This is a genomic window from Azohydromonas caseinilytica (assembly GCF_012927045.1).
In the GTDB taxonomy this organism is placed as follows: domain Bacteria; phylum Pseudomonadota; class Gammaproteobacteria; order Burkholderiales; family Burkholderiaceae_C; genus Azohydromonas; species Azohydromonas caseinilytica.
In genome coordinates this window covers 191,642-213,128 of record NZ_JABBFW010000007.1, presented here as the reverse complement: position 1 = coordinate 213,128, position 21,487 = coordinate 191,642, and the positions used below count along the sequence as shown (strand labels likewise).

Below are 21,487 nucleotides of genomic sequence, written 5' to 3'. Positions count from 1 at the left end.
CCGGTCCACCTGACACCGTTCGCCCTGAGCTTGTCGAAGGGCCTGCAGCCTGGCCGGGCAACAGGGCTTCGACAGGCCTGTCCTGAACCTGGTCGAAGGGCTCAGCCCGAACGGGGATTTCGTCCCGCCCGGTGCTCACGCCTCCTCCAGCCACAGCTTGCGCAGCAGCGCCATGTCGCAGCCGCCGGCGCGCCAGGTGCGCCCGGAGCCGAGGTGGCTGACCCAGACCTCGGCCGGCGCGAACAGGGCGCCGTCGATCTTGTAGAAGTCGTATTCCGCGGCCTTGAAGATCTCCGCGAAGCTGCGCCCGTACTCCTTGGCGTTGCGCGCGGGCAGCTGCTGCGCCAGGCGCTGCGCCGCGGCCTCGTCGCCGCGCACCTGCAGGTGCACGCGCCCGCCGTAGAGGATGGCGTCGTTGGTGCGGCCCATGGCCTCCAGCCCATCGGCGCCGGGCGAGGGCAGCGGCGCGGTGGCGCTGCCGCCGACGATGTCGTCGAGGTGGAAGCCCAGCTCGTGCGCCTTGTGCATCGCCACCTCCAGCACCCGCGCCACCACCTGCGTGGTGCCCGCCAGGCTGGCCGTGGGCGTGACGATGAGCGTGAGCCCCTGTGGCGGCAGGGCGCAGTCGCGCAGCACCTTCTCCACCACCACGTTGGGCGGCAGGCGGTCCACCTCCAACACCAGGCAGCCGGCGTCGGCACGGTCGCGGTAGCCCAGCTCCTGGAACAGGTCCTCGCGCCCGGCCAGCGCCCGCGCCGGCCCGGAGCCCAGGGCGAAGAATTTCTTGCCGCCGGTTTCCTCCTTGGTCGCCGACAGGCTCCAGCCCGCGTACTGGCTGCCCAGGCAGGCCAGCACCGGCTGCGCGCTGTGCACCTGCACCCAGGTCGGCCAGCCCTCCTCGGGCGCGCTGCGCAGGCTCACTTCGCCCAGGCCGCCCATGCAGATGCGCGCCACGGCCAGGCCGGCCTCCACGCTGCCGGGTGCTTCCAGCCCGGCATCGATGATCTGCACGCCGAATTCGTCGCGCTGCACGCGGATGCGCAGCGCCGCCTCCTCGTCCAGCAGGCGCTGCAGCAGCGGTTGCGCCAGGTGGTTGACGCTCAAGGGTTCAGCAAGGGAGCTCATGCGGGCAGTCCTCCAGAAGTTCAGTCAATTCGTCGTGGCGCCGGCGCAGCAGCGCCCGCACCGTGTCGGCATCCGGTCCGCCCGCGCTGAGCGAGCACACCGGCTCCAGTGCGGCCAGCTCCACCGGCGCGGCCGGCAGGTCATGCACCCAGTCGCGGCGGGCCAGCCGCTGCAGCGCCGGGCTTTCCAGGCGCAGCCGCCGCGGCGCGTACAGCACTTCCAGGGCGTGGACCGGTTGCGGTACAGGTTGTGCCGGCAACGGCGCACCCAGGCAGGCGCGCAGGTGCAGTCGCAGCGGCGCCTGCGGCGCGTAGAGCTGCAGCGTGCCCCCGGGACGGGGGTTCAGCTCCAGCAGCGACACGCCGCCGTCGCCGAGCATGAAGTCCAGGCTGCCCAGCCCGCGCAGGCCGCAAGCCGGGACAAGCTGTTGCAAGGCCGTGTCGATCTGCGCCGCCACGTCCCGCGGCAGGGGCAGCGGGCCGATGGCGCCGCGCCAGGCGAAAGGCGCATCGGCCACGCCCACGAGCTGCTCGTTGCAACCCAGCAGCACGGCACGGCAGCCGTCGGCGACAAAGGCCGCGGACATCGGCATGCCCCCGACGCGACGTTGCCAGCAGCCCGGCCCGGCCGCCGAGGCGGCCGGCCGCACATGCCAGCCGCCGCAGGCCGTGCCGTCCTTGATGAGCCAGCCGGCCGGGTCGGCGGGCGCGCTGTCCCAGCGCGTGTCGGGATGCGGGAGGCCCAGCGCCTTGAGCAGCGGGAAGAAGCGCCGCGGGTCGCGCACCAGGCGCCAGCCCTCGGCCGGCGTGCCCAGCAGCGGCAGGCGCAGCGCGCCGGCGGCGAGCAGGTCGAGGTGGGCCTCGAAGCCGCTGCCGGCGATCCAGCCCAGCGCGCCGGCGTCCGCGGCCTGCTGCAGCGCGTCCAGCAGGTCGCCGGCGTCGAAACCGCGCCAGGCCTGCCAGCGCCGCGCGGCATGGCGCGTGTCGCGGTCGCCGAAGGCATCCAGCGCGATGGTCATGAAACCCTCGCGCGCGGCGGCCTGCGCCAGCTGCCGCACCGACAGCCCGGCCACCAGCAGCGTGGGCCGGGTCATGGCTTCAGGCGCGCAGCTCGCAGGCCAGCGCGAAGGCGTCGTCGAAGCTCAGCGTCACAGGCTTCTCCGCCTCGCGCATGCGCTTGAGCAGCTGGTTCTGCACCTGGTACTTGACGTTGCCCACGGCCAGCGCGCCGATGCCCACGGCCTGCGTGCCGGCCACGGGCTTGCCGTCGTCCATCACGCCCACGCCGGCGATGCCCTCGGGCGGCACGGCATTGACGTCGGCCGCCACCAGCAGCTTCTGTCCGGCCGCGGCGAGGTCGTCGGCGCTGAGCACCTGCACGCCGGCCGCGGCGGTGGCCAGCACCACGTCGGTCGAGGCCAGTGCCTCGCGCAGCGCGGCCTTGTCGGCGCTGGAGGCCGGCAGCAGCGCGGTGCCGAAGCGCTTGTTGACGGCATCCACCGTCTCCTGCGCCGCCTGCAGGCCCTTGTGGCTGGCGATGCGCACCTGCGCGCCGGCGCGCGCGGCCAGCACGCCCACCACGCGGCCCACCGGCCCGGTGCCGCCCAGCACCAGCACCTGGCGCCCGGCCAGCTCGGCGCCATGCGCCTTCTTCAACTGCTGGCGCACGCAGGCCAGCATCGCCGCGGCGGTGGTGAAGGCGCCGCTGGGGTCGGCCATCACCGACACCACGAAGGGCGGCACCATGGCCTTGCGCGCGGCGTCGAGCATGTCCACGGCCTGCGCCACATCGCGCCCGCCAATGAACAGGCCTGTGCGCGCCACGCCCTTGGGGCCGCGCGAGAAGATCGCGTCCTGCGTCAGGCCGGGCGTGGCGGCCACGTCCACGCCGCAGTACGGGACGATCACCTGGTAGCCGGCGTCGGCGGCCATGTTGACGTCGAAGGGGCTCATCCAGGGCCCGGGCGTGAGCATGTGCAGGATGTAGGGTCGTTCCATGTGGTGATGCCGGAGAAAGGCGCGCCGTCAGGCGCAGGCAGCGGCCGCGGAGGCCGCCAGGATCTGGAGGTCGGCGCCGACGTTGCGGCCCTGCACGACTTGCAATCGCAGCCCCGGCGCCACCATGCCGGCGGCGCGCGCACCCTGCAGCAACGCGGCGGCGGCCTCGGCCGAGGGCAGGACGGCGAAGCCCGTGGGGCCCCAGGAGCTCTGGCCGACGGCGGCCTCGCCGTGGCGGCCGATCCAGCGCATCAGCGTATCGACCGGCGGGCTGGTGTAGGAGAGCCCGCCCTGCGCCGGCGCAAAGTAGCCGCCCAGCAGCGCCTGCATGCGGTTGAGCCCCTCGGCGAAGCAGCCGAAGTCGGCCGCCGCCACGCCGGGCAGCACCTGCATCACGACGCGGTGGCACAGCTCGGCGGCGTACTCGCGCGGGAAGGGCGGCAGCGTGGCCAGGGCCTGCTTCTCCTGCGCGCCGGAGAGGCCGCGCCGGGACGGGTCCAGCACCAGCAGCACGCGCCACTCGGCGGGAAAGTCCAGCCGCGCCGTCACGGCCGCGGGCCGGCCGTCGGACTGCGGACCGCCGTCGAGCAGCAGCCCGCCGCGCTCGAAGCCGGCGATGCCTACGCCCGAGCGCAAGCCGCGTCCCAGCATGCGGGCCACGTCGGCCGCGCCCAGCTCCAGCCCGTGCAGCCGTGCGAAGGCCATGCCCACCGCCAGCGCCAGTTGCGTGCCCGAGCCCAGGCCGGCATGCGGCGGCAGATGCCTGAACAGGTGCAGGTGCACGGGCCGCAGCAGCCCGGTGTGGACCTGCATCGCCGCCAGGTGCGCGGCGGCGCGCTCGACCTCGGCCGCATCGGCATCGGGAGCGGCCTCCACGCTGTTGCGCCCGGCAAAGCACAGCTCCAGCTCGGTGGCGTGCCCGTCCACCACCAGGCCCAGGCTGCCGAAGCGCCGTCCCAGCGAGGCGCCCGGGTCGAGGAAGCCCAGGTGCAGGCGGCCGGGCGCGCTCACGCGCACACGGTCGGAAAAGGCCAGGGGGGCAGCGGACACGGCGACGGCAGGGGTCATGGCGGGAGACGCGTCTCAGGGAGTGGAACCGGTTGGTTGCAAGCCCCGTTCCACGGCGACGTCATGGCGTACTTGTTGCAATCCCAGATGTCGGACAACCCTGCTGCTGCCCTGGAATCAGGACACAGTGTCACGGAGCGCCGCAGGCGTATGCTGCGCCGCCTGTAAGAAAACCCAGAGGAGACGTTCGCCTTGGGCGGACTGAAAGGACAGTGATGCTCACGACCCGTCCTACCGATGGCACGGCGTCCGGCCGCAAGCGCGAGCTGGGCTTCGGGCATTCGGCCACGAGCGTGCTGGTGCCCAGCGACCCGGCGCACGTGGAAGCGATCCGCAAATCGCACGAGCGCTGCGCGGCCCTGGGGCTGACGCGCATCGGCCATGGCGACTACACCCCGCTGCCGCGTGCCGACCTGGCGCTGGCGCATGAGCGCAACCGTCGCCTCTTCGTCCATGCCGCGCCGGTGATGGAGCTGCTGCTGGAGCAGATCCTGGTGAGCAAGAGCATGGTGGTGCTGGCCGACACGCAGGGCACGGTGCTGCACTCGGTGGGCCACTCCGACCTGATGGAGCGCACGGCCAAGGTGGCCCTGGCGCCGGGCGTGAACTGGTCCGAGAGCAGCAAGGGCACCAACGGCATGGGCACGGCGCTGGTGACGGAAGAGCCGGTGTTCGTGCATGCCGACGAGCATTTCATGTACGCCAACGACTTCTTGACCTGCTCGGCAGCGCCCATCTTCGACCCGCGCGGCAACCTGCTGGGCGTGCTCGACGTCACCGGCGACCACCGCACCTTCCACGCCCACACGCTGGGGCTGGTGAAGATGTCGGCGCGCATGATCGAGAACCACTGGCTCACCGACGACTGCCGCCACGCGCTGCGGCTGCACTTCCACAGCCGCGTGGAGTTCATCGACACGCTCATGGGCGGCATCCTGGCCGTGGGCGAGGACGGCCGCCTCATGGGCGCCAATCGCAGCGCGCTGGACCTGCTCGGCCTGAGCCCCGCCGGGCTGCGCATGAACAGCCTGGAAAGCCTCTTCGGCATGGACCTGGCGCGGCTGCTGGGCCAGGCGCGCAGCGCCTCGACCGGCCCGCTGGCGCTCACGCTGGCCAACGGGCTGCAGCTGCACGCGCGCTTGCAGATGAACTGGCCGCTGGTGCGCCCGGCCATGGAGCTGGGCGGCCCCGAGGCGCCCGTCGCCGAGGTCAGGGAGGTCACCGAGGTCGCGGCCGAGCCGGCGCCGCCCGCGCCGCAAGCCCGCGAGCGCGCCCGCGCCGCGCCGGAGGCCGAGGCCGCGCCCGACCTGTCCTGGCTGCAGACCGGCGACGCGCAAGTCGAGACGGTGGTGGCCAAGCTGCGCCGCGTCATCGACCGCGACATCGCGGTACTGATCCTGGGCGAGACCGGCACCGGCAAGGAGGTGCTGGCGCGCGCCATCCACCAGGAATCCTCGCGCGCGCGCCAGCCCTTCGTCGCCGTCAACTGCGCCAGCATCCCGGAGTCGCTGATCGAGGCCGAGCTGTTCGGCTACGAGGAAGGCGCCTTCACCGGCGCGCGCCGGCGCGGCGCGGTGGGGCGCATCCTGCAGGCCCACGGCGGCACGCTGTTCCTGGACGAGGTGGGCGACATGCCGCTGGCGCTGCAGGCGCGGCTGCTGCGCGTGCTGCAGGAGCGCGAGGTCACGCCGCTGGGCGGCACGCGCGCGCTGGCGGCCGACGTGGCCGTGATCGCGGCCACGCACTGCAACCTGCGCGACATGATCGAGCAGCAGACCTTCCGCGAAGACCTGTACTACCGGCTCAACGGGCTGTCGGTGCGGGTGCCGCCGCTGCGCGAACGCAGCGACCTGATGGCGCTGGCGCACAAGATCCTGCGCAGCCGCTGCCCGCTGCGCACGCCGGCGCTGGATGCGGAGGTGGTGCAGCTGCTGCAGGGCTACCACTGGCCGGGCAACGTGCGCCAGCTCGTCAACGTGCTGCGCGCCGCGGCGGCGATGGCGGGCGACGATCCGGCCATCACCCGCGCGCACCTGCCCGATGACTTCATCGAGGACCTGCAGCGCGCGGCACAGCGGCGCGCGGCACCGCCCGGCAGCCCGGGCGCGGCCAACGACGCCGCCCGGACCCCGGCGCCGCAGCCCGATGCGGCGAAGTCCACCGCCACGCTGGAGGAGCTGGAGATGCAGACCATCCTGCGCGTGGTGCAGGAGCTCGACGGCAACATCTCGCTGGCCTCGAAGCGGCTGGGCATCAGCCGCAACACCATCTACCGCAAGCTGCGCCGGCGCTGAAGATGAGGCCGCTCCACCCGATGCGGCGCCGCCGCCTGCTCGCCGTCCTGGCCGCCGCGCTGGCGGCCCCGGCCTGGGCCCAGCAGACGCCGCCGCCCAGCGCCGTGGTCATCGACTTCGACCTGCTCGACGACCATCCCAACCCGGAAGGGCAGCCCGCGCTGCAGCGGCGGCTGCGCCAGGCGCGCGAGAGCCTGGAGCAGCAGCTGCAGGCGCAGGGCCTCTACCGCATCGTGCCGCTGCAGGGCGCACGGGCGCTGCTGGACAAGCTGCAGGCCGAGCAGGAGTACATGCACCGCTGCGAGGACTGCGCGCGGCAGGTGGGGCGGCAGCTCGACACCGACTACGCCATCACCGGCTGGGTGCAGAAGGTCAGCGAGCTGATCCTCAACCTCAACATCGAGGTGCACGACGTGCGCCGCGGCCGCGTGGTGCTGTCCAAGTCGGTGGACATGCGCGGCAACAACGACGAGTCCTGGGAGCGGGCCGTGCGCTTCATGGTGCGCGACATGGCACAGAAGCGGCAGACGAATCCGAAGTACGGGATGTAGGAAACCCCTCCCTCCCGCTTCGTTCATCGCGTACGTTTCTCACCGCCGGCGGCAAACAGCAAGTGACTTCAGAGACGTAGCGTCCCGGCCTGGCCACGCACACAATTTCTGCCGTGGCTGTGGACCGGAGAAAACGATGAATAAAGCAATCGTGGTTTGCGCGATGGCACTTGTCACGGGCTGCTCCTCCATGCCTGCGTCCGTGAATATCGCCCTGGAAAAAGAAGCAGCGGCCATCAACGCCGTCGAAGCCGATTACAAAAACTCGGTGAACATGTATCACGCCGAACTTGTCAAAATGATTGACGGGCGGCTGGCTGATATCTTCAGGTATGAGATAGAAAAGCTGGAACTGTCAGGCAAGAAAATGACCGCCGCAGACATCAACCGCCTGGAAACACAAAGAACCCAGCAACGCGCCACACTGGTGGCGCAAGCCAACTTGGCAAGAGACCGATACCTGAACAGCCGAAACCTGGAAATTCTCAAGGCGCTCCATGCCAAGGTGATGCAGTATTCCGCGTCGGACAAATTTACCGCCGGCGATTTTTCCACGTTGCTGACGCAGATCGACGCGGACCTCAGCAAAATAGACGAAGAAAAAAGCAAGAAAGGAAATTGATCACCACCATCCCGAAGGAGCGCAAAATGGATGAACATGATCTGAAGAAAAAGATCGCAGTCAGTTTCCAGAACCTGATAGCCGACGTGGCGGCCGCTGAAACCTTGCAGAGCCCGGACAACCCGTTCACTCACGTCGTGATCAGCAGAGAATTCCTGGAGGCACAGACATCCGCTCCGGTCCTGTCGGACGAAGAACTGAGAAAGATCCTGGGTGACATCGACGAGGCCATCAAGCAGGACCGAAGCCTCCAAGAACTCATGGGGCTTGTAAAAACCGGGCTGGGCTTGCTGGCCAAATACGGGGTGGTGTGATACGGATCGGACTTGGTTTTCGAACCCGTATTCGCCGTGGAGAACCTACCGCAGCTCAAATATCCGGTGGAATTTGGAATATCGCAGCAAGTCGATATCGAAGCTCACGGCGGCAGCGCCGTGCCGCAACACATCCTGAGCTGATTTGCAACGCTTGGGGCTCGCCCTGGAGCAGGGCGCCCCGTATTCCATCTATCGCGCGGCCTGGCTCCTGATGAAGCAGCCCTCCCGCGCCGCCGCCTGCAGCTTGCGGAACTCGCGGATCTGCTTCTGCAACGGCTCGGTGTCGCGGATGGTGTTGCCACGCTCGCCGCCGATGCTGTTGGCGTTGGTGGCGGTGCTCATGGTGACGAAGTCGTCAAAGGGAATATCGCTGGCCAGGCGGTCGAGCACGCACGAGCACTTGTTGAGCATCTCGTAGTAGCTGCCGGGGTGGTCGCGCATGCAGGCCTGCACGTATTCCACGCGCGCCGCAGTCGGGTAGTCGTGCGCGGCAGCCCAGGGACTGGCGAGGGCCAGCAGCGCGGGCGGGGCGGCACGGCGCAGGAAGCGGGTCAGGCGGACGAAGGAAAGGGTCATGGTTTCGCAGTCGCGGCGCTCACTTCGGCGCCTTCGAGGGTCAGGGTTTCTTCGAGCAGCGGCTGGGCGCCGGGCTGGCCGGCGGGCAGCTGCGTGCGCAGCTGCACCACGCCGCCGGGCACGTCGGCCAGCACGAACTCGTAGCGCTTGGCGGCGTACTGCTCGAAGCGGGAGCGCATCGGGTCGTCGAGGTAGGGGCTGACCTGCAGCCGCTGCGCGCTCAGCTCGCGGCCCTGGTAGCGCACGCGGACGTCGTCGCTGCGTGCATCCTCGGCCAGGGCCAGGCGGATGCGGCGGCGGAAATGGTTCATCTGCCCGCGCGTGAGGCGCTGCATCTCGCGCAGGTCGTGCTCCAGGAAATAGAGGATCACGGGGTTCGAGCTGGCGCCTTCGACCGTCGGCAGCGGGCGCGGCCCCTGCGCTTCGGGAAAGGATGTGGCACCGGCGTCGCAGCAGCGGCCATCGGCGCCGGCGCGCAGCTGCAGCTCCAGCGGCCCCTGGTAGCCGGTCTCCATGGAGCCGCCATGCACGAAGGCATAGCGCAGCACGGTGCCGGAACGCAGGCCACGCAGGTGCGGCGCCATGAAGATCTGCTGTTCGGCGGCCGAGATGGCGCCGCTGCCGGCCACGCGCGGGGCCTCCTCGGCGGCCTGGACCGGCAGCCCGCCCAGCAGGGCGGCGGCCAGCGCAGCGGCACCGGTGCAGCGGCGTGCGGTTGAAAAGCTCATTGGCGTGTGGATTCCTGCGGTTCGGAAGGTTCGGCGCGCAAGCGGTCCGACACTTCCAGTGCCAGCCCGGGATTGAGCGCGGTGAGGGATTCGATGGCCTGCTGTGCCCGGGTCGCCTGCCCGTTGCGGTGGTAGAGCTGGGCCAGGGCCGCCCAGCTGCGGCTGTAGTTCGGGTCCACGTCCAGGCTGCGCTGCCAGCTCTGCACCGCGGCGGCGTCGCGGCCGAGCTGGGCGTAGGCCAGGGCGCGCAGGTACAGCGGCTCGGCGTCGGTGGCATCGTCGCGGGCCCAGCGCTCGGCCAGCTGCAGCAGCTCCTGCCACTGGCCGGCGCGCTCCAGCGTGGCCGCCTGCAGGAACAGCGGCTGCGCAGGCGTCGGCCGCTGCCAGAAGCTCTCGCCGTTGTGCGGGCGCACCTCGGCAAAGCGCATGCGCTGCTCCAGCGCCTCGTCGAGCAGCCATTCGGCGGGCACGGCGTAGTAGTGGGTACGGCCGCCGGGCAGGCGGAAGGTGAGGATGCCCACCAGGCGGCCGTCGCGATCGAACAGCCCGCCGCCGCTGGCGCCGGAGGTGAAGCCGTTGCTGCACTGGATCACGACGTTGCCGCTCCAGTGGTGCAGCGCCACGACGCTGCCGCCGCTGATCTGCAGGGCCGGGCCGCCGGTGTAGCCCAGCGCGGCCAGCTCGTGGCCCTCGCGCAGCGAGGCGGCGCGCCCCAGCGGCACCGGCGCGTTGGGCAAGCCCGGCACCTGCAGCACGCACAGGTCGCGCTCGGCATCCAGCGACTGCGCCTGCACCGACCAGCGCGTGCCGGCCTGCACCACCGAGATGTTGCGGGCGTTGCGCGTGACATGGCAGTTGGTGACCACGCGCTCCCGGGCGATGACCACGCCCGAGCCCAGCTGCAGCCGGCCGTTCTCGCCCTCGGCCTCGACGCGCATCACGCTGCGGCCCAGCAGGATCAGCGAGCGGCGGTCGAACTCCGCATGCGCGCTGTTACTGCTGACCAGGCAGGCCGCCAGCAGGGCCGAGCCCATGAGGCTGCGATGCCGCGGCGAAAGCCGGTGCGCCACGATGTCAGTCCTTGGGCGCGGGACGGCCGCCGGCGCCCGCCGGCTGCTGCTCCACCAGCGGCACGCCGTACTCGCGCAGGATGGCCTGGATGGCGGGGCGGTGGCGCTCGATCAGGCCCTCGATCTGGCCCTTCCACTGCGGCTCGCCGTAGCGCACGCCCATGGCCATGGCGTAGTCGAAGCGCACGCCCGGCTCGGAGGCCAGCGGCACCACCACGAGGTTGGCCGCGCCCTGGCGCTTGGCGGCGAAGCCGGCCATCGGTCCCCACAGGATCGCCGCGTCGATGCGCCCGGCCGCGAGGTCCTGCTCCACGGCCTGGCCGGGATCGTGCTCGGTGTCGGGGCTCATCATCGGGTAGACCACGGCGCGGTCCACCAGCTGGTGCTTGGCCAGCCACTGCGAGCCCGGCGAGCGGTCGTGCACGCCGATGCGCAGCTTGCTCAGCACGGCCGGATTGAGCTGGAGGAAGTCCTGGCCCGTGCGCACCGCGTCCAGCGCCTTGCCGCGCGGGAACACCAGCGCGTAGGTCGAGCGGTAGTAGGGCTTGGTCACCGACACCTGGTCGAAGCCCTCGGGCACCCCCAGCACCACGTCGCAGCGCCAATCCTCGCCGGGGAGCTTGTAGCGCAGCGTGTTGCGGATGAAGGCCAGGCGATTCGGGAAGTTGTAGTACTCCAGCTTCAGGCCGAGGTCGCGGGCGAAGAGCTCGGCGATGCGGTTCTCGATGCCGTTGCCCTGGGCGCTGGAGAAGGGCAGGTTGTGCGGGTCCTGGCAGACCTTGAAGGCCTGGCGTGGCGGCTCCTCCTGCGCGGCGGCGGGCGCTGCCGCCACCAGGGCGCCGAGGAACAGCGCCGCGCTCCAGCCGCGCCGGCGCGAGCGCGGAAAGGCGGCGTTCATCACGGCATCTCCTGCACCCGGGCAGAAGTGATGGCCCCGTCCGAGCGGCCCTTGAGGTAGGCGTAGAGGTGGTCGATGTTCTCGGCCACGGCGGGATTGCTGCCGAAGGAGGGCATGCCCTTTTCGAGGCGGCCTTCCAGCACGGTCTTGGTGAACTCGTCCTTGCTGAGCTTCTTGAGGCTCTCGATGAGCGAGGGGCCGACCATGCCTTCCTGGTTCGGGCCATGGCAGCGGTCGCAGGCGGCGGAGCGCCAGGTGCGGAAGCCCTTCATGGTCTGGGGATCGACCTTGTTGCCATCCACCACCGTGTAGAGCTGGTTGCCCTGCGCATTGCTGTAGACCGCGACGCCGAACAGGGCAAGGCACGACAGGGCCGTCAGGGCGGTTTTGCGGAACTTCATGAAAGGTTCACTCCAACGATCGTCGGTGAGGAAACGCGGGCAACGGGCGCGCCCATCGGGGGATGGGACGCGCCTGCCGCCGCGCGCTCAGCGCCCTGCTTCAGGCGCTGATCTGCTTGTGCTTGGTATGGAAGGCGAGCCGGCTCAGTTGGGCAGCGCGAACACGGTCAGCGAGCCGCCGAGCTCGGTGTACTGGCTCAGTTCGCGGTAGCCGCCGACGGCGCCCAGGCCGTCGTTGGCCTTCTCCAGGCCCGCGGCCATGCCGATGCCGGCCCAGCCGCCAATGCCCGAGAACACGCCCATGTACTGCTTGCCCTTGTGCTCGTAGGTGAACACGTTGCCGATGATCCCGGAGGGCGTCTTGAACCTGAACAGCTCCTTGGAGATGTCGTTGGCATCGACGCACTTCAGGTAGCCCTCAAGCGTGCCGTAGCAGCTCAAGCCGCCGGCGGTGTTGAGCGCGCCGCTCCACACCGAGAACTTCTCGGGCTTGCTCTGCACGATCTTGCCGGTGCCGGCGTCCCAGGTGATGTAGTTGCCCATGCCGCCGTGGCTGTTGGGCGTGGGGTACATCGACAGCGTGGCGCCCACATAGGGCTGGCCGGCCGTGTACTCGACCTTGAACGGCTCGTAGTCCATGCACACGTGGTTGGTGGGCACGTAGAAGAGCTTGGTGTTGGGGTCGAAGGAGGCGGGCTGCTGGTCCTTGGTGCCCAGCGCCGCGGGGCAGATGCCCTTGGTGTTGACGTCAGGCCCGTTCTGCGCCGTGGAGTACTGCTTGACCACCTGCGGGCGCCCGGTGCGCATGTCCACGTGCGTGGCCCAGTTCACCGTGGGGTCGTATTTCTCGGCCACCAGCAGCGCGCCGGTGACGCGGTCCATGGTGTAGGCAAAGCCGTTGCGGTCGAAGTGCACCAGCGCCTTGGTCTGCTTGCCCTTGACCGGGATGTCGGCCAGGATCATCTCGTTGATGCCGTCGAAGTCCCACTCGTCGTAAGGCGTCATCTGGTAGGCCCACTTGGCCACGCCGGTGTCGAGGTCGCGCGCGAAGATGGTCATGGACCACTTGTTGTCGCCGGGGCGCTGCGCCGGGTTCCAGGTGGAGGGGTTGCCGGTCCCGTAATAGACCATGTTGGTGGCCTTGTCGTAGCTGTACCAGCCCCAGGTGGTGCCGCCGCCGGTCTTCCACTGGTCGCCCTGCCAGGTCTTGAGCGAGGAATCCTTGCCCACGGGCTTCAGGCCGCCGTCGGCCCAGGTCATGGTCTTCTCGGGGTCCATCAGCATCTCGGCATCGGGGCCGACGCTGTAGGCCTTCCAGACCTGGCGGCCGGTGTTGATGTCGTAGGCGGCCAGGAAGCCGCGCACGCCCCACTCGCCGCCGGAGATGCCGGTGATGACCTTGTCCTTGAAGACGTGCGGCGCGTTGGTGTTGACCGCGCCGACCTTCGGGTCACCGTTCTTGACGCTCCAGATCACCTTGCCGGTATTGGCGTCCAGCGCCACCAGCGTGGAGTCGGCCTGCTGCAGGAAGACCTTGCCCTCGGCATAGGCCAGGCCGCGGTTGACGGTGTCGCAGCACATCTGCGCGATCACGGCGGTGTCCTGCTTGGGCTCGTACTTCCACTTGATCTTCTGCGTCTCGAGGTCGAGGGCGAAGACCTTGTTGGGGAAGGGCGAGTGCAGGTACATCGTGCCGTCGATCACCAGCGGCGAGCCCTCGTGGCCGCGCAGCACGCCGGTGGAGAAGGTCCACGCCACCTGCATCTTGCCGACGTTGCCCTTGTTGATCTGCTTGAGCTGGCTGTAGCGCTGGTTGAACATGTCGCCCGCCTGCACGGCCCAGTTGCGCGGGTTGGCGATGTTCTTTTCCACGTCGGCGTTGGCCGAGGCCACGGTGGGGGCAGCGAGCATCAGCCCACCGAAGGCATGGGCCAGCACAGCAAGGGAGGGCTTCAGTCTCATGGTCATTGTCGTCTCCTGGTGAATGTCAGCGGGCACACCGTGGCGTCCTCGACGGGTTCCCAGGCAGGCGTTGTAGTGAGCGGGCGCGCACCCAACCACTAGGTGCAGACCCTGCGGTGAGGGTCAAAATTGAACAGTCGCGCTCCGCGCGCGCGTCAGCGCGTTACAGCGGGCGCGGCCGGGCGGCGCTCCAGCTGGGCGCGCACGAGGTCCTGGCCCTGCTCGCACAGGAAGCGCTCGAAGGCCGCCGCCACCTGCGGCAGCTGGCGTGCCGCCAGGTGCATGACGTACCAGTCGCGCTCGATCGGGTTGCCCGGCAGCGGCAGCAGCGCCAGCAGCCCGGCCTGCATCTCCAGCGTGCAGGTGTGCAGCGACAGGAAGGCCACGCCCAGCCCGGCCGCGGCGAGCTGCTTGATGGCCTCGTTGCTCGACATCTCCGAGCCGATGCGCAGCGGCAGCCCGGCCTCCTTGAACAGCGTTTCCACCGTCGCGCGCGTGCCCGAGCCGCGCTCGCGCACCAGCAGCTCGGCGTCGAGCAACTGTGCCAAGTTGAGACCGCGCTGCTGCATCAGCGCATGCCCCGGCGCCGCCAGGAAGGCCATGGGGTGGCGCGCAAACGACGCCGACACCGTCTTCAGCTCCGCCGGCGGGCGGCCCATGATGGCCAGGTCCACCTCCTGGCCGGCGAGCATGCGCACGATCTGGTCGCGGTTGCCCACCTGCAGCTTCACCTTCACCTTCGGATGCGCGTTGGCGAACGCCACCAGCAGCGGCGGCAGCAGGTACTCGGCCGTGGTGACCGCACCCACGCGCAGCGTTCCCGAAAAGTCTCCGTGCTGCGCCGCCATCTCGTCGCCGGCCTCGCGCCACAGCTCCAGGATGCGCCCGGCATAGCCCGCCAGCAGCGTGCCGGCCTCGGTGAGCCGGATGCCGCGCCCGGTGCGCTGCAGCAGCGGCGTGCCCGCCGCCGCCTCCAGCGCGCCGATCTGGATCGACACCGCCGGCTGCGTCAGGTGCAGCTCCGCCGCGGCGGCCGAGACGCTGCCCAGCCGCGCCACGGCATGCAGGGCGGCGAGCTGCTTGAAGGTGGCATGGCGCAGGGCTGACATGCACTGATATTAGTCCGGACTGATAGCACCTTAAAAATAATTAACTTTTCCTGATGCCAGCTCGTCCCTAGATTTGCTCCCAAGCCGATGCCGACGCATCGAACCAACCACCACCGAGGAGCAGCTGATGGGCGAGATGAATGAACTCAAGCAGATCGTGGACGCCAGCAAGCGCTACGCGGCCGGCGTCCTGAAGTACGCCCAGATGGGCTACTGGAACCCGGACTACGAGCCCAAGGACACCGACATCCTGGCGCTGTTCCGCATCACGCCGCAGGACGGCGTGGACCCGGTGGAAGCCGCCGCGGCGGTGGCGGGCGAGTCCTCCACCGCGACCTGGACCGTGGTCTGGACCGACCGGCTCACCGCCTGCGACATGTACCGCGCCAAGGCCTACCGCGTGGAGCCCGTGCCGGGCCAGCCGGGCCAGTGGTTCTGCTACGTGGCCTACGACCTGAGCCTGTTCGAGGAAGGCTCCATCACCAACGTGGCCGCCTCCATCATCGGCAACGTCTTCAGCTTCAAGCCGCTGAAGGCGGCGCGGCTGGAGGACATGCGCTTCCCCGTGGCCTACGTCAAGACCTTCAGCGGCCCGCCCACCGGGATCATCGTGGAGCGCGAGCGGCTGGACAAATTCGGCCGCCCGCTGCTGGGCGCCACCACCAAGCCCAAGCTCGGCCTGTCGGGCCGCAACTACGGCCGCGTGGTCTACGAAGGCCTCAAGGGCGGCCTGGACTTCATGAAGGACGACGAGAACATCAACTCGCAGCCCTTCATGCACTGGCGCGACCGCTTCCTGTTCGTGATGGACGCGGTCAACAAGGCCAGCGCCGCCACCGGCGAGGTCAAGGGCAGCTACCTCAACGTCACCGCCGGCTCGATGGAGGAGATGTACCGCCGCGCCGAGTTCGCCAAGGAGCTGGGCTCGGTGATCATCATGGTGGACTTGGTGGTGGGCTACACGGCCATCCAGAGCCTGTCGCACTGGTGCCGGCAGCACGACATGATCCTGCACCTGCACCGCGCGGGCCACGGCACCTACACCCGGCAGAAGAGCCATGGCGTGTCCTTCCGCGTCATCGCCAAGTGGATGCGCCTGACGGGCGTGGACCACATCCACGCCGGCACGGCGGTGGGCAAGCTCGAAGGTGACCCGCTGACGGTACAGGGCTATTACAACGTGTGCCGCGACGCGCACACGGTGCCCGACCTGCCGCGCGGCATCTTCTTCGAGCAGGACTGGGGCGCGCTGCGCAAGGTCATGCCCGTGGCCTCGGGCGGCATCCACGCCGGCCAGATGCACCAGCTCATCGACCTGTTCGGCGACGACGTGGTGCTGCAGTTCGGCGGCGGCACCATCGGCCACCCGCAGGGCATCCAGGCCGGCGCCACCGCCAACCGCGTCGCGCTCGAAGCCATGGTGCTGGCCCGCAACGAGGGCCGCGACATCAAGGAAGAAGGCCCCGACATCCTGCGCGCCGCCGCCAAGTGGTGCACGCCGCTGCAGGCCGCCCTCGATACCTGGGGCGAGATCAGCTTCAACTACACGCCCACCGACACCTCGGACTTCGTGCCCACGCCGTCCGTGGCCTGAACGTTGCAAACGGAGCCCCCACCATGCGTCTGACCCAAGGCACCTTCTCCTTCCTGCCCGACCTCAGCGACGAGCAGATCCTCAAGCAGGTCGAATACGCCCTCGACAAAGGCTGGGCCGTCGGCATCGAGTACACCGACGACCCCCATCCCCGCAACACCTTCTGGGAGATGCACGGCAACCCGATGTTCGACCTGCAGGACCCGGCCGGCGTGCTCATGGAGATCAAGGACTGCCGCAAGGCCTTTCCCAACCACTACATCCGCGTCACGGCCTTCGATTCCACGCACGGGGTCGAATCGGTGGTGCTGTCCTTCATCGTGAACCGCCCGCAGGACGAGCCCGGCTTCCGCCTGGTGCGCTCCGAAGGGCCGGGCCGGCAGATCCACTACCGCATCGAGGGCTACGCCGCGCAGGCCAAGCCCGAGGGCGCACGCTACTGAGCGCGGGAGGCTGCCATGGAAGCCGAAGTGCTCGAAGCGGCCGCCTCCCCGGAGGCTGGTGCGGCCCTCAGCCCGCGCCAGCTCTTCGAGAGCAGCGGCGTGAAATCGGTGCTCACGCAGCTCGATGCCGAGCTGGTGGGCCTGGCGCCGGTGAAGGGCCGCATCCGCGACATCGCCGCGCTGCTGCTGGTGGACAAGCTGCGCGCGCAACAAGGCCTCAACTCGCAGCCACCCTCGCTGCACATGTGCTTCACCGGCAACCCCGGCACCGGCAAGACCACCGTGGCGCTGCGCATGGCCGAGGTGCTGAAACAGCTGGGCTACGTGCGCAAGGGCCACCTCGTGGCCGTGACCCGCGACGACCTGGTGGGCCAGTTCATCGGCCACACCGCGCCCAAGACGCGCGAGGTACTGAAGAAGGCCATGGGCGGCGTGCTGTTCATCGACGAGGCCTACTACCTCTACCGCCCGGAGAACGAGCGCGACTACGGCCAGGAGGCCATCGAGATCCTGCTGCAGGTGATGGAGAACCAGCGCGAGGACATCGTGGTGATCCTGGCCGGCTACAAGGACCGCATGCAGACCTTCTTCGGCTCCAACCCGGGGATGGCCTCGCGCATCGCGCACCACATCGACTTTCCCGACTACGACGAGGCCGAGCTGCTGCGCATCGCCCAGCTGATGCTGCAGAAGCTGCACTACCGCCTCGACGACGAGGCGGAAGAAGCCTTCGCGCGCTACATCGCGCTGCGCCGGCTGCAGCCGCACTTTGCCAACGCGCGCTCCATCCGCAACGCGCTGGACCGCATCCGGCTGCGCCACGCCACGCGGCTGTTCGACAGCGACACGCCGCTGCAGCCCGACGACCTCGTCACCCTGGAGGCCGCCGACGTGCTGGCCAGCCGGGTGTTTTCCACCTCGGCCACTGCCGACACCTGACTCGTTTGATGAACACAAGCATCCCGTTCGGGCTGAGCCTGTTGAAGCCCTGTAGCCCCAGCAAGCCGCAGGCCCTTCGACAAGCTCAGGGCGAACGGGGCGTGGAGTGACCCCCAAGGAGCCGCACTTGACTCTCAATGCCCTGATCTTCGACGTGGACGGCACCCTGGCCGACACGGAGGAACTGCACCGCCAGGCCTTCAACGCCGCCTTCGCCGACGCCGGCCTGCGCTGGGACTGGGGCCGCGCGCGCTACCGCGAGCTGCTGCGCGTCACCGGCGGCAAGGAGCGCATCGCGCACCACATCGACAGCCTCGGCCTTGGCGACAACGACCGCCGCGCCGCGCTGGCGCGCGTCCCGGCGCTGCACGCGGCCAAGACGCGGCACTACGCGGCGCTGGTCGAAAGCGGCGCGCTGCGGCTGCGCCCGGGCGTGGCACGGCTGCTGCGCGAGGCGCGCGAAGCCGGGCTGCGCCTGGCCATCGCCAGCACCACCAGCCCCTCCAACGTCGAGGCGCTGCTGGTGTCCACGCTGGGGCCGGAGGGCCCGGGGCTGTTCGACGTCATCGCCTGCGGCGACCTGGTGCGCCGGAAGAAGCCCGCGCCCGACGTGTTCGAGCTGGCGCTGCGCACGCTGGGCCTGGAGCCCGAGGAGGCGGTGGCCTTCGAGGACTCGGCCAACGGCCTGCGCGCGGCGCGCGCGGCCGGGCTGTGGACCGTGGTCACGCCCACGCTGTGGACCGTGGACGAGGAGCTGGGCGAGGCCTCGCTGCTGCTGCCGCACCTGGGCGACCCTGAGCAGCCGCTGTCCGGCGAGCCCGGCGGCCGGTTGCCCGATGCGCCCTGGCTCACGCTGCAGGGGCTGGAGCAGCTGCGCCGGCCGCTCTCGACCTGCGCCGTGCAGCAGCTGTACCGGGTGGCCTGATGCGCGCCGACGCCCTGGCCTTCGACCTCGACGGCACGCTGGTGGACAGCGCGCCCGACATCGCCGCCGCCCTGGCCGCCGCGCTGCGAGCCGAGGGTTTCGGCAGCTTCGAGCTGCGCGTGGTGCGGGCCTGGATCGGCGACGGGCCCGACGTGCTGATCCGGCGCGCGCTGGCCGCGCACGGCCTGGACAACCCGGCGCCCGAGCTGCTGCGGCGGCTGCGCGCGCATTTCGACACCACCACGCTGGCCGCGCCGCTGGCGCATGGGCGCGTGTTCGAGGGCATCGAAGCCGTGCTGGACGGACTGTCCGAGGTGCTGCCCATTGCGGTGGTGACCAACAAGCCCACGAAGCTGGCCTGTGCCGTGGTCCAGGCCGCCGGGCTGATGCCTTACGTCACCGAGGTGCTGGGCGCGGACACGCCCGCGCTGCGCAAGCCCGAGCCGGCGCTGCTGCACACGGCGGCGCGGCAGCTCGGCGTGGCGGCGTCGCGGCTGCTGATGGTGGGCGACGGCCCGGCGGACCTGCAGGCCGCCGCCGCCGCCGGCTGCCCGGCCGCGCTGGTGGACTGGGGCTACGGCGGCGTGGCCGACCCCGGCCCGGCCGTGTGGCGCCTGCGCGCGCCGCAGCAACTGCTGGCCCTGCTGCCGCGCCAGGCGGCCCAGGCCGGCCTTTGACAGAAACACACACCACCAAGGACGGAGACCTCCCATGCTCATCGAAGGCCGCAGCAACCTCACGCAGTTCCTCATCGAGGAGCGGCGCCGCCACCCGCGCGCCACCGGCGAGCTCAATGCGCTGGTGACCGACGTGTCGCTGGCCTGCAAGGCCATCGCCGCGCGCGTGGCGCGCGGCGCGCTGGGCCAGGAGGCGGCGTGCGAGCCGACGCTGCAGTTCGCGCGCGAGGCCTTCACGCGCGGCTGCGAGTGGGGCGGCAACCTGGCGGGCTACTCGGCCTGCGGCGAGGCCGAGGCCACGCCCATCCCCGAGCCCTACACGCGAGGGAAATACCTGCTGCTGTTCCAGGCCCTGGACGGCGCCGGCAACCTGGACATCAACCACGGCGTGGGCAGCCTGTTCTCGGTGCTGCGCGCGCCCACCGCCGGCGCGGCGCCGACCGCCGAAGACTGGCTGCAGGCCGGCGCGAAGCAGGTCTGTGCCGGCTATGCGCTGTACGGCGCCGCCACCATGCTGGTGTTGAGCTTGGGCAACGGCACGCACGGCTTCACGCTGGACCCGCAGCTGGGCGAGTGGATGCTGAGCCACCCGAACCTGCAGGTGCCGCGGCGCACGCGCGAGTTCGCCATCAACGCCTCGCACAGCCGCTTCTGGGAGCCGGCCGTGAAGCGCTATGTCGATGAATGCCTGGCCGGCAGCGCCGGGGTGCGCGGCGCGGACTTCAGCATGCGCTGGATCGCCTCGCTGGTGGCGGAGACGCACCGCATCCTGCTGCGCGGCGGGGTGTTCCTGTGCCCGCGCGACGGCACCGACCCCAAGCGCCCGGGCCGCCTGCAGCTGCTGCACGAGGCCAACCCGGTGGGGATGCTCATCGAGCAGGCCGGCGGTTGCGCCAGCACCGGCCGGCATCGCGTACTGGGCCTGCAGCCCGAAGCGCTGCAGCAGCGCGTGGGCTTCATCTTCGGCTCGGCCGAGGAGGTCGAACGCATCGAGCGCTACCACGAAGAGCAACTGCTGGACGGCGGCTACCGCTCGCCGCTGTTCGGGCAGCGCGGGCTGTTCGCCCCGGTTTGAGAGAAAGGTTCCGTTCGGGCTGAGCCCGTCGAAGCCCTGCCGCACGACCCGCCTGCAGGCCCAACGACCAAGCTCAGGGCGAACGGAGAAATCGAAGCCATCTACGGGAGCAGCCCATGTCCGTGAAACACCCCATCGTTGCCATCACCGGCTCCTCGGGCGCCGGCACCACCTCGGTGACGCGCACCTTCGAGACCATCTTCCGCCGCGAGGGCGTGCGCGCCGCCATCGTCGAGGGCGACAGCTTCCATCGCTTCGACCGCGCCGAGATGAAGAAGGCCATGGCCGAGGCCGAGGCCAACGGCAAGCCGCACTTCAGCCATTTCGGCACCGACGCCAACCTCTTCGCCGAGCTGGAGAACCTGTTCCGCCACTACGCCGAGACCGGCACCGGGCAGGCGCGCAAGTATCTGCACGACGAGCGCGAGGCCGCGCCCTACCAGCAGCCGCCGGGCACCTTCACGCCCTGGGAGCCGCTGCCGGAGTCGGAGCTGCTGTTCTACGAGGGCCTGCACGGCGGCGTGAAGACCGATGAGCATGACGTGGCGCGCTACCCGGACCTGCTCATCGGCGTGGTGCCGGTGATCAACCTGGAATGGATTCAGAAGATCCACCGCGACAAGGCCACGCGCGGCTACTCCACCGAGGCGGTGACGGACGTGATCTTGCGCCGCATGCACGAGTACGTGCACTACATCTGTCCGCAGTTCACGCGCACGCACATCAACTTCCAGCGCGTGCCGGTGGTGGACACCTCGGACCCCTTCATCGCCCGCACCATCCCCACGCCCGACGAGAGCCTGGTGGTGATCCGCTTCGCCGACCCCAAGGGCATCGACTTCCCCTACCTGCTGAGCATGCTGCACGACTCGTGGATGTCGCGCGCCAACACGCTGGTGGTGCCGGGCGGCAAGATGGACCTGGCCATGCAGCTCATCTTCACGCCCATGATCCTGCGGCTGATGGAGCGCAGGAGGCAGGCGATGGTGGCGTGAGCAACCGTCGCGGACGCTGACCGTAAGCGTGCCTGCTTCGCCTGCCACTTCGTCATCCCCGCGCAGAGCCTGCCCCCGCGTAGGCGGGGGCGGGGACCTAGGCGGTCCCACGCCAGAGCGC

General features: G+C 70.0%; 23 protein-coding genes. 12 read left to right on the top strand and 11 right to left on the bottom strand.

Annotated features, from left to right (window positions below; all coding sequences use genetic code 11):
* Positions 1–135: 135 nt before the first annotated feature.
* The 4 genes from mch to HHL10_RS12640 are packed head-to-tail and all read right to left on the bottom strand — an operon-like array spanning position 136 to position 4,190.
* Positions 136–1,125 (bottom strand): methenyltetrahydromethanopterin cyclohydrolase, encoded by a 990-nt coding sequence (gene mch / locus HHL10_RS12655; protein WP_169160723.1) that lies wholly within the window; start codon positions 1,123–1,125, stop codon positions 136–138.
* On the bottom strand, positions 1,109–2,218 hold the full coding sequence (locus tag HHL10_RS12650) for an ATP-grasp domain-containing protein (RefSeq protein ID WP_169160722.1): 1,110 nt from the start codon (positions 2,216–2,218) through the stop codon (positions 1,109–1,111). Before HHL10_RS12650 ends, mch begins: the two co-directional genes overlap by 17 nt.
* A gap of 4 nt (positions 2,219–2,222) precedes the next feature.
* Positions 2,223–3,122 carry an NAD(P)-dependent methylenetetrahydromethanopterin dehydrogenase gene (locus tag HHL10_RS12645; protein ID WP_169160721.1) on the bottom strand — a complete coding sequence of 300 codons (900 nt, stop codon included), beginning with the start codon at positions 3,120–3,122 and terminating at the stop codon, positions 2,223–2,225.
* A gap of 27 nt (positions 3,123–3,149) precedes the next feature.
* The gene (locus tag HHL10_RS12640; RefSeq protein WP_169160720.1) at positions 3,150–4,190 is read right to left on the bottom strand and encodes a beta-ribofuranosylaminobenzene 5'-phosphate synthase family protein; all 1,041 of its coding nucleotides are present in this window, start codon (positions 4,188–4,190) and stop codon (positions 3,150–3,152) included.
* A gap of 215 nt (positions 4,191–4,405) precedes the next feature.
* Between HHL10_RS12640 and HHL10_RS12635 the strand changes: the two genes are divergently transcribed.
* The 5 genes from HHL10_RS12635 (at position 4,406) to HHL10_RS31000 (ending at position 8,115) form a co-directional block, all read left to right on the top strand.
* Positions 4,406–6,484, top strand: a complete 2,079-nt coding sequence (locus HHL10_RS12635) for a sigma-54-dependent Fis family transcriptional regulator (protein ID WP_169160719.1) — start codon at positions 4,406–4,408, stop codon at positions 6,482–6,484.
* Positions 6,485–6,486: 2 nt separating this feature from the next.
* On the top strand, positions 6,487–7,035 hold the full coding sequence (locus tag HHL10_RS12630) for a DUF3280 domain-containing protein (protein ID WP_169160718.1): 549 nt from the start codon (positions 6,487–6,489) through the stop codon (positions 7,033–7,035).
* 136 nt (positions 7,036–7,171) lie between these two features.
* Positions 7,172–7,657 carry a hypothetical protein gene (locus tag HHL10_RS12625; RefSeq protein WP_169160717.1) on the top strand — a complete coding sequence of 162 codons (486 nt, stop codon included), beginning with the start codon at positions 7,172–7,174 and terminating at the stop codon, positions 7,655–7,657.
* Entirely contained in the window at positions 7,654–7,971 is a 318-nt protein-coding gene (locus HHL10_RS12620; RefSeq protein WP_169160716.1) for a hypothetical protein, read from the top strand. Before HHL10_RS12625 ends, HHL10_RS12620 begins: the two co-directional genes overlap by 4 nt.
* A gap of 12 nt (positions 7,972–7,983) precedes the next feature.
* The gene (locus HHL10_RS31000) at positions 7,984–8,115 is read left to right on the top strand and encodes a hypothetical protein (RefSeq protein ID WP_259373249.1); all 132 of its coding nucleotides are present in this window, start codon (positions 7,984–7,986) and stop codon (positions 8,113–8,115) included.
* A 48-nt stretch (positions 8,116–8,163) separates the two neighbouring features.
* Here the strand turns inward: HHL10_RS31000 and HHL10_RS12615 are convergent, their stop codons facing one another.
* The 7 genes from HHL10_RS12615 to HHL10_RS12585 form a co-directional block, all read right to left on the bottom strand.
* Positions 8,164–8,550, bottom strand: coding sequence for a hypothetical protein (locus HHL10_RS12615; RefSeq protein ID WP_169160715.1), 387 nt, complete (start codon positions 8,548–8,550; stop codon positions 8,164–8,166).
* Positions 8,547–9,278 carry a hypothetical protein gene (locus HHL10_RS12610; protein ID WP_169160714.1) on the bottom strand — a complete coding sequence of 244 codons (732 nt, stop codon included), beginning with the start codon at positions 9,276–9,278 and terminating at the stop codon, positions 8,547–8,549. Before HHL10_RS12610 ends, HHL10_RS12615 begins: the two co-directional genes overlap by 4 nt.
* On the bottom strand, positions 9,275–10,348 hold the full coding sequence (locus HHL10_RS12605; protein ID WP_169160713.1) for a tetratricopeptide repeat-containing S1 family peptidase: 1,074 nt from the start codon (positions 10,346–10,348) through the stop codon (positions 9,275–9,277). The genes HHL10_RS12610 and HHL10_RS12605 overlap by 4 nt, the downstream gene beginning before the upstream one ends.
* A gap of 4 nt (positions 10,349–10,352) precedes the next feature.
* Positions 10,353–11,246, bottom strand: a complete 894-nt coding sequence (locus tag HHL10_RS12600; protein ID WP_169160712.1) for a quinoprotein dehydrogenase-associated putative ABC transporter substrate-binding protein — start codon at positions 11,244–11,246, stop codon at positions 10,353–10,355.
* Positions 11,246–11,647 carry a c-type cytochrome gene (locus HHL10_RS12595; RefSeq protein ID WP_169160711.1) on the bottom strand — a complete coding sequence of 134 codons (402 nt, stop codon included), beginning with the start codon at positions 11,645–11,647 and terminating at the stop codon, positions 11,246–11,248. The genes HHL10_RS12600 and HHL10_RS12595 overlap by 1 nt, the downstream gene beginning before the upstream one ends.
* 144 nt (positions 11,648–11,791) lie before the next feature.
* Positions 11,792–13,558 (bottom strand): methanol/ethanol family PQQ-dependent dehydrogenase, encoded by a 1,767-nt coding sequence (locus HHL10_RS12590; protein ID WP_205833026.1) that lies wholly within the window; start codon positions 13,556–13,558, stop codon positions 11,792–11,794.
* Positions 13,559–13,764: 206 nt separating this feature from the next.
* Positions 13,765–14,718 carry a LysR family transcriptional regulator gene (locus tag HHL10_RS12585; RefSeq protein ID WP_169160709.1) on the bottom strand — a complete coding sequence of 318 codons (954 nt, stop codon included), beginning with the start codon at positions 14,716–14,718 and terminating at the stop codon, positions 13,765–13,767.
* 127 nt (positions 14,719–14,845) lie between these two features.
* Between HHL10_RS12585 and HHL10_RS12580 the strand changes: the two genes are divergently transcribed.
* From HHL10_RS12580 to HHL10_RS12550, 7 genes are all read left to right on the top strand, one after another.
* Complete coding sequence (locus tag HHL10_RS12580) at positions 14,846–16,312, top strand: form I ribulose bisphosphate carboxylase large subunit (RefSeq protein WP_169160708.1); 1,467 nt, start codon at positions 14,846–14,848, stop codon at positions 16,310–16,312.
* A 23-nt stretch (positions 16,313–16,335) separates the two neighbouring features.
* The gene (locus HHL10_RS12575; protein WP_169160707.1) at positions 16,336–16,755 is read left to right on the top strand and encodes a ribulose bisphosphate carboxylase small subunit; all 420 of its coding nucleotides are present in this window, start codon (positions 16,336–16,338) and stop codon (positions 16,753–16,755) included.
* A 15-nt stretch (positions 16,756–16,770) separates the two neighbouring features.
* Positions 16,771–17,694, top strand: coding sequence for a CbbX protein (cbbX, locus tag HHL10_RS12570; protein WP_169160706.1), 924 nt, complete (start codon positions 16,771–16,773; stop codon positions 17,692–17,694).
* A 127-nt stretch (positions 17,695–17,821) separates the two neighbouring features.
* On the top strand, positions 17,822–18,619 hold the full coding sequence (locus HHL10_RS12565; protein ID WP_169160705.1) for an HAD family hydrolase: 798 nt from the start codon (positions 17,822–17,824) through the stop codon (positions 18,617–18,619).
* Complete coding sequence (locus HHL10_RS12560) at positions 18,619–19,296, top strand: HAD family hydrolase (RefSeq protein WP_169160704.1); 678 nt, start codon at positions 18,619–18,621, stop codon at positions 19,294–19,296. The genes HHL10_RS12565 and HHL10_RS12560 overlap by 1 nt, the downstream gene beginning before the upstream one ends.
* 34 nt (positions 19,297–19,330) lie before the next feature.
* Positions 19,331–20,371 (top strand): class 1 fructose-bisphosphatase, encoded by a 1,041-nt coding sequence (locus HHL10_RS12555; RefSeq protein ID WP_169160703.1) that lies wholly within the window; start codon positions 19,331–19,333, stop codon positions 20,369–20,371.
* A 116-nt stretch (positions 20,372–20,487) separates the two neighbouring features.
* Positions 20,488–21,366 carry a phosphoribulokinase gene (locus HHL10_RS12550; RefSeq protein ID WP_169160702.1) on the top strand — a complete coding sequence of 293 codons (879 nt, stop codon included), beginning with the start codon at positions 20,488–20,490 and terminating at the stop codon, positions 21,364–21,366.
* The last annotated feature ends 121 nt before the right edge of the window (positions 21,367–21,487 follow it).